Below are 12,245 nucleotides of genomic sequence, written 5' to 3' on the forward strand. Positions count from 1 at the left end.
AGTCTCTTTCTCTATTCTATATTCAGTACGTAATTCTCTAACGTAGGCACGAACCGTGCTCTCGCCAATCCCCAGTGATTCATACCTTTCCTGTAACCAATCTTGCACTTGTGCTGCTGACATATCAGGATGTTCTCTCAGCCAGGATAAAATTAACGCTTTGTAAGGATCTAACTTTTTCTCTCTCGTTTTTATACTTTCTACCCATTCAGCCATCTCCGAAGGAGACTTCTGCAGGTTGCGATACACCGTTGATCTTGATACCCCCAACTTTTCCGCCACCTTCGATTTACTAAATCCTTGCTTAATTAACTGTTGAATCTCCATATACATTTCCCACTTATCCACCTTTTCTGCGCCCTCCATTGATGTGTGTATAATCTTAAATCATACAATGGGAGAGCTATATATTTTACTGGTATATTTGGGTAAATAAGTGTTTCTTCTAATCTAGCGGAAACTGTCTACTTTAGTTTAGCAGTCACATCAACCAAGGTAACCTTGTATTTATCGCATCATTTTTGATGTTTTTTTTGTTTGAATAAAGCTAGAAATAGAAAATAAATGATAACACCAATAAGAAAAGACAACAGAAGGCCTAATATATTAGCAGTTGAAGAAAAGTTAGTTCCTTGGATTTCTATTACATATAGATGATAACCAAAGAGACTAGGTTCTTGTTTAAATTCCGTATAACCCAACAAAAGCATTACAATAGGTGCACATAAGATAACTAAAATAAAAAGAAACATAAAACATAAACCATTAAAAACACTTTTTAGGTATTTCATTGTTTAGACTCCTTAATTTTTTTAAAATTATTCACAACATTCTTACCATCCGGTAGTGATGGGTGTAAAAATAGAATGTTAAAAAGGGATAATAAAAATAACATTGAAACATAATTTGATTCAATATATAAATTAAGCAATGCTGATATAATAATCGGAAATATTGGACCAGAAAATGCAATAGTAGCATTTTTAAGAGGTTTTTTAAATTTTTTATGATGAATACTTATGGCTTTTACAGAAATGGAAATTCTGAAATCAAAAAAACCCCTTTTTTCAGAAACATTACAGAATATAACTGCGATAATATGACCCAACTCGTGGAAAATTATAACTGAGATGAGTGATAAAAAGTAAAGAATCATCTTAATATAGGTCTCCTTAGATAAAGGAATTCAATAATAAAAACTAACATAATTGATATAGAAATGTTTAAAAAACCGACCCATACCGGATCTAGTATTTGTGATATAAAAAAGTCATAAACATTAACTGAAATTAAAAGTGTTAAGATTACTAGGATTTTATTTGAATCAGTAATTTTCAAAGCAAATCCAATAAATAATGAAACAAGGCTAATAAAAACTACCGATATCATTAAATACCAATCAAAAGAAACATGAGAACTGGTTATTAATGAGATTGTTGTTATGAAAAGAAAAAAGCAAAGAAAGTTTAATAGTAACAATGAAAGAATACGTATATACAAATATGCACTTTTAGTTAAATTCTTAGGGTATATTGCTTCTTTATAACAATTAAAACTTATACCAATTTCCAAAGAAATAAGTAATATAATTTCCGTCAGACCAAAATTGATTAAATAAGAAAAGAAGAAGTCAAATCTCATGCTATCCAAATAAATGTACAGTCCAATGCTTGTTATAAACAATAGGACGAAAACAATAGCTTGTTCTTTAAATGTACCATTTCTTTTTACGTCTAATAGCTCCGTTTTCAACTCTTTTATTATATTATTATCTTGAGCATCAATTTTAACTTTTTTCTCTTCAGATGCTATAGGCACTAACATTTGAAAAGAGTATCTTAGATAATATAAAGAAAGATAATTTATAATATATAAATTGCAAATCAAAGATAATAATCCAATAACTATTGAGAGGTAAGGAAATTGTATTACACTCCCTACAACATAATAAATTACGAATGTTGATACAGAAAAAAAAGATGAAAAAACAAATGTTGTAGCTAAAAAATGATCTTTATTTTTATTTAGTAACAAATAAAATATGATTTTACTAGCATAAACCCACAAATTAAAAGATAAATAAAAAGCAATAGATGTAGTTAAAAATAAGTTTATTGTAAAAAGTAGTGTATTAAAGTTTCCAATCTGCAATATATGTATTATGATGAAAGGCATTGCTATCAGTACTAAAAAGATTGTATGAGTTATATAATATACAAAGATACCTGCATGAATAATATTTTGTGCTTTCGTCTCCTTATTTAAAAAAAGCGATACATACTTTTCGTTTTTGAATTTATTTCTAATAAAAAAAATAATTAAAAAAGCTATAAGACTGGAAACTAAAAACAAGTTTGAAATCACAGTTTCAAAATCAAGATCAAAGGATTGAAGATACTGAACAATAAAAACATTATATAAGATAACAATTATTAAAACAGATAACAAACAAGCAAAGAATAATGAAGGATTGCTTTTCAACATTTTGTTTATAGTTTGAGAAGAATTTTTGAGTTCAACTAGTTTTAAAATGTTTTTAAAATCACTCATATAATATCGCATCCACTTGTTTATAATAATCTTCATTAATTTTAGTATATACTTTTTCCAAGCCAACGTTCCCATAAGTTTTAATTACGTTCTCGAAATCCGTTGTTAATTTAACCACACCATTACGTAAAATTACGAGCTTATCATATAGTTCATCTCCAAAACTGAGGTTATGAGTTGAGAGTAAAATACCTATTTTTTGCTCTCTTAATAATTTAATTACCTTACGTAAAACTATAGTCATATCTGGATCTAAGCCATTTGTAGGCTCATCAAAAACTACAAAGGACGGTTTACGATACAAATATGATACAATTTGTGTCTTTTTTTTATTTCCATGAGAAAGACCGCTAATTGGTATATTAATATACTGATTTAATTCAAATATATCAATTAATTTTCGCAAAAACTTTATGTTAGTTTCTTTATTATCATTTGCAATTAACTCGAATACCTCATTTGGCGTTAGGAAAGGGAAAATATTAACTTCATCTGGAATGTAAGCAACATGTTTTTTAAAAAAATCTATATCCTTTTCTTTAGATAAATCAATTCTTTTGTTATTTATGCTCAAATTACCTTGATACTTGATTAAACCAAAAATTGCTTTAATTATTGTTGTTTTTCCTGCTCCATTATGCCCTAAAAGACATACTATCTCTCCAGGATTAATTTTTATGTCTACATCGCTAATACGAAAATTTTTACCATAACTTTTTTCTTGCAGATAAAATTCCATCATAAAAGAACCCCCCCAACGTCTATAAATAATTTAAATTGAAAGCGTTAAGTAAACTTAACGCTTTCAACAATATATTTCTTTATCATCCACATTTAATCTTTACAGATGCACCAAGAATTTTGAATTCACCAAGAAATGTTCTTCCGCCTCCAAATTTTTGACACGCCCACATCAACCCTGCAATAGTAAGACCCCCGATAATCACAGCGATGAGAACTGTTATCCAACCTGCTATTGGATTAACTTGAGTGTCACCTTTCTCTTGGAAAGAAGTTAAGCTGTTAAATTTCTCAACAATTAACTCAACAAAATTAGAAATAGTAAGTAAAGCCGATAAATAGAATAAGGTAACTCTGTTTTGATTAACCATTTTTTCACCCCATTTCTGTATAAAATTGTATTTTATTCAATATTTCAACATTACTATAACATAACTTTATTAAAATTCAAATAGTTTTTAATTTAGATACTGAAAATAATTTTAAATATATAAATTCATAAAATAAATTTAATTATTCTCTAGTATCCTTGTAAACGTCAAGTAGTTTTGAACACTTTACACTTGAAAAAGAAAGTTTCGATATTTAATTCTGGGACTACTACTAGTTATGTTTGCTGAGTTATTTGATTAGTTGGGTACTAAAACTTTTGATCGACCTTGTATAAACAAGAATGGTTGAATATAAAGATGAGTAAAACATTTTCGGTCTAGTAGCATTAACAAAAGATTCACTCTAATCAGTTAAAACGTTTCCAAAACCTATACAGATGATTGCTAGTGAATTTCAACTAACTTATCGCTCATTTTTATTTGTTTCTCATTCGTTTGTCTCATGATTTAAAAAACGATTTTTTTAGAATGGAATACATATACAAATCATCAAACTTTCCACATGTAAATTCGTAATGTCGCAATAAGCCTTCCCTTATAAATCCCTGTTTTTCCACTAATCGTTGGGACGGACGATTTAGAGGTTCAATTAAAGCCTCAATTCGCTCCAGTTCAAAATGCTTATACCCATAGTCTAGGACAGCTTTTAGTGCTTCTTTAGCAATGCCCTTTCCCCAATACAGCTTACTTAACTCAAATCCTACCTCTGCACGATAATGCTTGGGATGCATGTTCAAAAAACCACAGCTTCCGATAACTGTATCCATATTTTTTAGAGTTATACCCCAGCGAATTCCCGTTCCTTCTTCTCGTATTAACTGATACCAGTTAATTTCCTCCAGAACTTCGGTTGGTGTTTTATATGGCTCCAAGCCCATATGTTTGACCACGTCTTGATCAGATAAGTAGTCAAACATAGCTAGTGCATCTTCATTTGTTACTTCCCTTAAAATAAGCCGTTCCGTTTCAATGATTGGAAATGTATTCATTGCTAATTCTCCTTTTGTAATGGGGGATATCCTTCTCCAGCTCCACCCTTTGCCTTGTATGAATGAATGCTATCTTAATTGTACCTTATGAACTCATTAAAAAGCTGCTAGAATCTTGACAATAGGGTTTTAAACTCATCCCTTACAATGTAAAAAAAGAACCTTTAATCTTAACATAGATCAAAGGTTCTGCGTTTACGTTAAATGCTATCCTGTTATCAGAATCCCAGTATATACAGCCAATATGAATAAGTGGGGGGATAAACAACCCCCCTACCGATTGAAGTTTCACTTTATGTGAATGGATGTTCCAGCTTAACTATGCACCTTTTCTTTTTCACCAAGTCCAAGTGTCTGTGCTGTTGATGTATGAACCTCTCGAAGAAGCTCCGGATTTTCTGCTAGTGAGACACCATAAGAAGGAATCATCTCTTTTATTTTTGGCTCCCAGTCTTTTACATGTTGAGAGAAACATTTTTCGATTACCTCAAGCATGACGTGAACCGCAGTAGACGCACCTGGCGAAGCTCCTAGCAATGCAGCTATCGAGCCATCTGCAGAGCTGACAACCTCCGTACCAAATTGAAGTGTTCCTTTGCCATTCTCCGTATCCTTGATCACTTGCACCCGTTGCCCAGCCACTACTAGACCCCAGTCCTCACTCTTAGCATCCGGAATAAATGCTCGTAATTCTTCCATGCGCTTTTCCTTCGAAGATATTACTTGTTCAATCAAATATTTTGTCAAGGAAGCATTTTTCACACCAGCCGCTGACATTGTCACGAGATTATCTGTTTTAACCGAAGCTAACAGGTCTAGCATGGATCCCGTTTTCAAGAACTTCGGTGAAAAGCCTGCGAACGGTCCGAAAAGCAATGATTTTTCATGGTCGATAAATCTTGTATCAAGGTGTGGCATAGACATCGGTGGAGCTCCTACCTTAGCTTTACCATACACTTTTGCATGATGCTGTGCGATCACCTCTTGGTTATTACATACCATGAATAGTCCACTTACAGGGAAGCCACCAATATGCTTCGATTCAGGAATCCCGGTTTTTTGCAGTAAATGCAGACTGCCTCCACCACCGCCGATAAAAAGAAAGTCTGTCGTATGGTACTCAATTTTCCCATTATCGATGTCATGGACTTTTACTTCCCATGTACCGTCACTCAAACGTTGAATGTCCTCAACCGTATGTCTATAGTTCACCTCAACGTCTTGACTTTCTAAGTGATCGAACATTTTACGTGTTATTTCTCCAAAATTGACATCGGTTCCAGAATCAATCTTTGTTGCTGCAATTGGTTCATCCGCTATCCTATCTTTCATCATGAGTGGAATCCACTTCTTAAGCTGTTCCTGATCATCGGAAAACTCCATATCCTGAAACAACGGATGATCTGACATGGTTTTGTAGCGCTTTCTTAAAAATTCTACGTTCTTCTCCCCTTGCACAAAACTCATGTGAGGCAAAGGCATAATAAAATCCTTTGGATTACGTATCAGATTACTGTTTACAAGGTAAGACCAAAATTGTTTTGAAACCTGGAATTGCTCGTTTACTTTAATTGCTTTCGTCATATCTATCGAGCCGTCAGGTTGTTCATGCGTATAGTTCAGCTCGCACAATGCAGCATGCCCCGTACCTGCATTATTCCAAACGTTTGAACTCTCTTCTCCTGCTCTTTCCAGCTTTTCAAACACACGAATGTTCCAATTTGGTACCAATTCTTTCAACAATGATCCTAACGTTGCACTCATGATACCTGCACCAATTAACATAACATCTGTTTTCGTATAGTTTTTGCTCATTCCCATTCATTCTCCCTATTTTCAACAGAAAAGATGTAATCGCTCTTGTTGAATGATACATCAAACAAGATGTATCTCGTTACAAATCTTTCCTAGAAATATTTAACCCACTCTCTAGTTTACCACTATTAAAGAAATATTTAAATTTTATTTGGTAATTATAAGGAGGTAACAAGCGGACTAGAGTGCTAAAACGTTGAAGCTGCACCGACTAGATTCGAAATTTTATTTATTTATATAACTGGGCAGACATACCCCATAAACAGAACCCCTGATTGAAGTTTCACTTTATGATGTTGGTCTGTGTTTCACACCCTGTGATACCCTGCATCATTTTGCATTATTTACGCTTCTTCTATTTGCTTTTGCTTCGCTTCTCTTTTAAGTTTTATCGGCGCATAGATCAAACCTAATATTAATACAAGTCCCATATATCCAATGGTTGGATAGAAAAGAGAGACTAGATCGGTAAACCCGATAAAACTTACGATAAATCCAACGAGTAGGATGATCGTATAAAAGATTTTAAACTTGCTTGTCTCTACTTTCGTAAAGCGAGCAGCAAACGAATAAAACATACTTATCGCTGTATTAAATATCATAGCAAAGATCACAATTGCCATAATTGTACCTAGTATTGGCGAGATATCGTTGACAATCGCAAGCATTGGCATATCCACATCGCCAACCTCCTCGATTTTAGAGAAGATGGCTAGATGACTCAAAATAATAAGTAATCCAAGCACGAAGCCACCAACTAGTCCTCCTAAAGCTGCTGCCCTTCTATCTTTTTCAGCACCACCCATTACTAATGCCATCGATGCACCTACTGCTGTATTGAAGGATGCATAATTCACCCCTGCAATAAACCAATTTGGCAATGTTGTCGGCTGTTGCTTCGCTAAGTCATCCAAGGAACTGAACGACACATCCATCGTTAAAAAGCTATAGACTGAAATCATCACAATAAATAGAATTAAGAAAGGAGTAATCCCACCAATAACAGAAACAACCTTGTCCACATTCATCATCCCAAGTACCAAGACAAGTACTGTCATAAGGATCGTACCTAAAATTGCTGGCAGTCCAAATTGTTGAGCTAAGTTAGAACCCGCCCCAGCCAACATAACCACACCAACACCAAATAGAGTAAAAATAAGAATATAATCAATAACTGTCCCTATCACGCGACCAAAAATGGTCTTCCCACTTATTGTATAAATAACATCCTTATGTGAATTCGTTTTCATTTTACTACCGACCCAGACGAGTGCCATCCCAACATACGCAAATAAAGCGGTTGCAATAACTCCCCCAATAATCCCCATCAGGCCGAAGCTAGTAAAGTATTGTAGCACTTCCTGTCCAGAAGCGAAACCTGCACCAACAATCACCCCAATAAAAGCGCTTCCAATTAACAGGATTTTTTTCATTGTATTTCCTCCCATCGTGTTGCATGATTACTATAACATCTTCACTATGAAATCGATTTGTGTATATACTAAAATAATAGAATAAAATTTTGTTTATTTGTTCAAACCATACACGGAGGAATAAGGTCTATGTCCCAACAGAAAGATATACTGAATAGCTTAAAGGAAAAGATAACATCCCTCGATCAGCTTGCAGACCAGATTGCAGATATCTTCGGATGTCCAATTACAATAGAAGATTCCAATCATCATGTCGTATCCTACAGCAAACATAAAGACAATATCGACCAAGTCCGCATTTCCACGATTATCAACCGAAAGGTCCCAGATAAGGTAATAAATGCATTGTGGAAAAAGGGTGTGATGCCAAAATTAATTGACAGTGATAATCCTGTTCGTATTCCCAAAATTAACGAGATTGGTCTTGGCAATCGCGTTGCTATTTCCGTACGCAACCAAAATGAAATATTAGGATTTGTGTGGGCCCACACATCCGACAAAGCCTTTACAGACGAGGATTTAATATTATTCAAAGAAGCGGCTGCTTACGTGAAGAAATTCTTCATCAAAGATCTACAGCGCCATCGCAAGCTGGAAGAAGGATATCGAGACTTCTTTTGGCAGCTGTTGCGTGGAGATTTGCAAGATACGGACGCTATTAAACAACGGGAAAAGAAATACAATATGCACTTGGATGGTAATAAAGCGATTGTCATTATTCACTTTACAGATGAAATAACCGAACAAATGGAAAAGCATGCCTTTTACTTATCAGAATCGCAGGTCAAGCTACATGTAATTACAAGTCTCTTTGACAATAATGATTTTATTATGCTCGTACATCTAAAGGATGCATTCGATTACAAGCAAACGATGTATGCCTTTATGGACGACTTCATTACACTGATTAGCCAACAACTAGACTTAGCGGACATATTTGCAGCAGCAGGACTAGTTTATCAACCGGCGCAACAAATCCAAAACTCCTACCAACAGGCTAGAGAAGTATTAAAACTACAAGAAAAGCTACCAGATACCATCGCTCCTGTAAAACTCTACGAAGATTTAGGGGTGTACCAATTTATCGAGCAATTAGCAGCTGCACGGAAGATGAATCAATACAAGAACCCATTTATCGAAAAACTACGGGCTTATGACCAAATTCACGGGACTTCCCTTCTAACGACATTAGAAATGTATTTTCACTGTGATAGCAATGTCTATAACACAGCCAAAAGGCTATTTATTCATCCCAATACAATGAATTATCGCTTAAAGCGAATTAAAGAGGTTAGTGGCATTGATTTAAAAGACCCAAACCAAAAAGCAAATTCCTATCTTGATCTAATTATAGAAAGCATACGAAAAGCATGATTTGTGCATTTACACAAATCATGTTTTTTCCTTTTATATTTTTTCATAATGAAACCGTTTTACATAAACGTTATGATACAAGAACAGATTGATTGAGAAGGAGTTGGATAATGATGATTATTGGTGTACCAAAAGAAATTAAAAACAACGAGAACCGTGTTGCTATGACACCCGCTGGGGTGATTCACTTAATAAATGCTGGTCATACCGTCTATATCGAAAAAGACGCAGGTATGGGAAGTAATTTTACAGATGCGGAATACCAAGAAGCTGGAGCAGAGATGATCGCTAACGCTGCAGATGTTTGGGAAAAAGCAGATATGATTATGAAGGTAAAAGAACCACTTGCATCAGAATACAAATACTTCCGCAAAGGACTTATTCTATTCACATACCTTCATTTGGCTGCAGAACCAGAACTAGCCAAAGCATTAGTGGAAACTGGAGTAACTGCCATCGCTTATGAAACCATTACAGCAAACGGCACATTGCCATTGTTGACACCAATGAGCGAAGTAGCTGGACGAATGGCTACACAAATTGGCGCACAATATCTTGAAAAATCGGAAGGCGGAAAAGGCATCCTCCTTGGTGGAATTCCCGGGGTAAAACGCGGAAAAGTAACCGTCATTGGTGGGGGCGTTGTTGGGACAAATGCTGCAAAAATTGCACTTGGCTTTGGTGCAGAAGTAACCATCATCGACTTAAACCCAGTACGTCTTCGTCAACTAGACGATATCTTTGGTTCAAGCATCCAAACATTAATGTCAAATCCGTACAATATCGCAGAAGCGGTGAAAGAATCGGATCTCGTTATCGGTTCTGTGCTCATTCCAGGAAGAAAGGCTCCCAAATTAGTAACAGATAAAATGGTTCAATCCATGCAGCCAGGTTCTGTGATTGTTGACGTTGCCATCGATCAGGGAGGTAACTTTGAAACAGTGGACCACCCGACCACGCATGATGATCCAATCTATGTAAAGCATGATGTTCTCCATTATGCGGTTGCCAACATCCCTGGTTCCGTACCACGTGCGTCCACGGTTGGCTTGACAAACGTAACCGTTCCATATGCTGTACAAATTGCATCGAAGGGCGCTGTGAAAGCGATTCAGGATAATCCAGCAATCCTTTCCGGTGTCAATGTGATGAATGGAAAAGTAACATACGAAGCAGTCGCAGCAGATCTTGGGTACGATTTCGTATCACCGGAAGATGTATTGAAAGACGCATAAGTAAATAGCAGCTATGTGCCCTTCTACCTTGGTATGAAGGGTGCTTTTATTCACATATAACTAACTGCCAGTAAATGTACGATTGGTTCTAGGGCCTTTAGGTCATATCTTTGTCGTACGAACTATCCGTGGGGGGATACCCCCCAACTGATTGAAGTTTTACTTTATATTAGGTATGATCGAAAAGTGCGTTGCCTCATTGCAGAAATTCAACATCGGCAGTCACCTAAGGAGAGATGCAAAATGAAGCTTGGAAGTTACCGCGATACATGGGCAGAAGTTTCGTTAGATGCGATTAAGAATAATGTCAGCGCCTTTAGAAATCATATCGGCAAGCAAACCAAACTGATGGCTGTCGTCAAGGCAGATGGCTATGGGCACGGAGCCGTAGAAGTTGCAAATGAAGCTATTGTAGCCGGTGCTGACTATCTCGCTGTCGCCTTATTAGATGAGGCGATTCAGTTGCGGCGAGCAGGAATTGATTTCCCTATTCTCGTACTTGGATATACACACCCAGCTGGTGTGAGAACAGCGATCGAGCAGGATATTACCTTGACAATTTTCACGGAAGAAGCAGCTATAAAAGTGAAGCATGAAGCAGAGGTGCTGCAGAAGCCCGCACGTATTCACTTAAAGATCGAAAGTGGTATGAATCGAATTGGTGTGAACAGTAAAGAAAAAGCCATTCAAGTAGTCGAAGCAGCTACATCCGACTATGTCATACTGGAGGGTGCCTTCACACACTTTGCCGATGCAGATAATACCGATCCAACTTATACAGAGAAGCAATTCCATCAATTTTGTTTGGTTATTTCATTTCTCAAGCAATACCGCCATATTCCAATTATTCACTGCTGTAATACCGCAGCAACCATCGCCTATCCAGCTATGCATCTAGACATGGTACGTGTCGGTATTGGGCTTTATGGTTTATATCCAGAGAAACATCTCAAGGAAAAGATTAACTTGACCCAGGCCATGAGCTTCAAAACCAAGCCTATCCATATCAAGACATTAGCTCGCAATGAATTGATAAGTTATGGACTAACCTTTCAGACTACAAGGGAAAGTAAGATAGCAACCATTCCCGTTGGCTATGCAGATGGCTTTTCGCGCTTACTATCCAATCGTGGCGATGTAACCGTCCACGGAAAACGCGTACCGATCGTCGGCAGAATCTGTATGGATCAATCAATGATTGATATTACCGAGGTTAATAAGAATGTCAGCTTAGAGGATGTGATTACCATTTTTGGTGAGCCTAGCGAAGGCTATGTCGCCATGGAGGAGGTTGCTGATTTAATGGGAACTATTCATTATGAAACAGCCTGTTTAATGGGGAAACGCGTCCCACGTGTTTATGTAAGAGGCGGGAAAGCCATGGAGTTTAGAGGAATGGTTGAAGAAGGAGTTATTACTGGTAGTTGAAAAAAAGCAAAAAGAATACAAATGTGACTTTCTCCGCTTTACGTAAAAGTTCCATTAAGAACGAAAAGCGGATTTTTATATTGTAGAACAAAAGCAGATGGTATAGATGTAACCTATTCCAATTGACTTCTATTATCGCTTCTGCTAGATTATAGGTAATTCATATACGTAACGAAAAGGAATGTTACCTTTAGTGGGCATAACCTGACGAATAAGGAGCACCATTGCTGTGTCCCTTGCATTCGTCAGGTTTTTTTATTGCCGTTATGAAAATATGGAACGTAAAGG

At 36.2% G+C, this 12,245-nt stretch carries 11 protein-coding genes; 3 read left to right on the forward strand and 8 right to left on the reverse strand.

Annotated features, from left to right (window positions below; translation table 11 throughout):
* From ABDZ84_RS11425 to ABDZ84_RS11460, 8 genes are all read right to left on the reverse strand, one after another.
* The coding region (locus ABDZ84_RS11425) for a helix-turn-helix domain-containing protein (protein WP_343781541.1) at nt 1–348 on the reverse strand (348 nt) is incomplete at its 3' end.
* 167 nt (nt 349–515) lie between these two features.
* Complete coding sequence (locus ABDZ84_RS11430) at nt 516–791, reverse strand: hypothetical protein (RefSeq protein ID WP_281949886.1); 276 nt, start codon at nt 789–791, stop codon at nt 516–518.
* Nucleotides 792–1,152: 361 nt separating this feature from the next.
* Nucleotides 1,153–2,550: a hypothetical protein gene (locus tag ABDZ84_RS11435; RefSeq protein WP_281949885.1), complete on the reverse strand. Its 1,398-nt coding sequence runs from the start codon at nt 2,548–2,550 to the stop codon at nt 1,153–1,155.
* Entirely contained in the window at nt 2,543–3,292 is a 750-nt protein-coding gene (locus ABDZ84_RS11440; protein WP_281949884.1) for an ATP-binding cassette domain-containing protein, read from the reverse strand. Before ABDZ84_RS11440 ends, ABDZ84_RS11435 begins: the two co-directional genes overlap by 8 nt.
* Nucleotides 3,293–3,374: 82 nt before the next feature.
* A complete protein-coding gene (locus ABDZ84_RS11445; RefSeq protein WP_281949883.1) occupies nt 3,375–3,662 on the reverse strand; it encodes a hypothetical protein in 288 nt (95 codons plus the stop codon).
* 461 nt (nt 3,663–4,123) lie between these two features.
* A complete protein-coding gene (locus ABDZ84_RS11450) occupies nt 4,124–4,672 on the reverse strand; it encodes a GNAT family N-acetyltransferase (RefSeq protein ID WP_281949882.1) in 549 nt (182 codons plus the stop codon).
* 315 nt (nt 4,673–4,987) lie between these two features.
* Nucleotides 4,988–6,487 (reverse strand): malate dehydrogenase (quinone), encoded by a 1,500-nt coding sequence (gene mqo, locus ABDZ84_RS11455; RefSeq protein ID WP_121604137.1) that lies wholly within the window; start codon nt 6,485–6,487, stop codon nt 4,988–4,990.
* A 344-nt stretch (nt 6,488–6,831) separates the two neighbouring features.
* Nucleotides 6,832–7,920 (reverse strand): YkvI family membrane protein, encoded by a 1,089-nt coding sequence (locus ABDZ84_RS11460; protein ID WP_166529973.1) that lies wholly within the window; start codon nt 7,918–7,920, stop codon nt 6,832–6,834.
* A 129-nt stretch (nt 7,921–8,049) separates the two neighbouring features.
* On the opposite strand from ABDZ84_RS11460, the gene ABDZ84_RS11465 reads away from it, so the two are divergent.
* From ABDZ84_RS11465 to alr, 3 genes are all read left to right on the forward strand, one after another.
* Nucleotides 8,050–9,294 (forward strand): PucR family transcriptional regulator, encoded by a 1,245-nt coding sequence (locus ABDZ84_RS11465; protein WP_026682368.1) that lies wholly within the window; start codon nt 8,050–8,052, stop codon nt 9,292–9,294.
* A gap of 113 nt (nt 9,295–9,407) precedes the next feature.
* The gene (gene ald, locus ABDZ84_RS11470) at nt 9,408–10,529 is read left to right on the forward strand and encodes an alanine dehydrogenase (protein WP_026682369.1); all 1,122 of its coding nucleotides are present in this window, start codon (nt 9,408–9,410) and stop codon (nt 10,527–10,529) included.
* A 243-nt stretch (nt 10,530–10,772) separates the two neighbouring features.
* Nucleotides 10,773–11,957: an alanine racemase gene (gene alr, locus ABDZ84_RS11475; protein ID WP_343781547.1), complete on the forward strand. Its 1,185-nt coding sequence runs from the start codon at nt 10,773–10,775 to the stop codon at nt 11,955–11,957.
* The last annotated feature ends 288 nt before the right edge of the window (nt 11,958–12,245 follow it).

The sequence above is a fragment of the Virgibacillus salarius genome, assembly GCF_039521925.1.
Lineage (GTDB): Bacteria > Bacillota > Bacilli > Bacillales > Amphibacillaceae > Virgibacillus > Virgibacillus salarius.

Excerpts from the sequence above, each read along its gene's own strand:
- ABDZ84_RS11440 (WP_281949884.1), bottom strand. The coding sequence starts at position 3,292 with ATGATGGAATTTTATCTGCAAGAAAAAAGTTATGGTAAAAATTTTCGT.
- ABDZ84_RS11450 (WP_281949882.1), bottom strand. The coding sequence starts at position 4,672 with ATGAATACATTTCCAATCATTGAAACGGAACGGCTTATTTTAAGGGAA.
- ABDZ84_RS11435 (WP_281949885.1), bottom strand. The coding sequence starts at position 2,550 with ATGAGTGATTTTAAAAACATTTTAAAACTAGTTGAACTCAAAAATTCT.
- ABDZ84_RS11465 (WP_026682368.1), top strand. The coding sequence starts at position 8,050 with ATGTCCCAACAGAAAGATATACTGAATAGCTTAAAGGAAAAGATAACA.
- ABDZ84_RS11460 (WP_166529973.1), bottom strand. The coding sequence starts at position 7,920 with ATGAAAAAAATCCTGTTAATTGGAAGCGCTTTTATTGGGGTGATTGTT.
- ABDZ84_RS11430 (WP_281949886.1), bottom strand. The coding sequence starts at position 791 with ATGAAATACCTAAAAAGTGTTTTTAATGGTTTATGTTTTATGTTTCTT.
- alr (WP_343781547.1), top strand. The coding sequence starts at position 10,773 with ATGAAGCTTGGAAGTTACCGCGATACATGGGCAGAAGTTTCGTTAGAT.
- mqo (WP_121604137.1), bottom strand. The coding sequence starts at position 6,487 with ATGAGCAAAAACTATACGAAAACAGATGTTATGTTAATTGGTGCAGGT.
- ald (WP_026682369.1), top strand. The coding sequence starts at position 9,408 with ATGATTATTGGTGTACCAAAAGAAATTAAAAACAACGAGAACCGTGTT.
- ABDZ84_RS11445 (WP_281949883.1), bottom strand. The coding sequence starts at position 3,662 with ATGGTTAATCAAAACAGAGTTACCTTATTCTATTTATCGGCTTTACTT.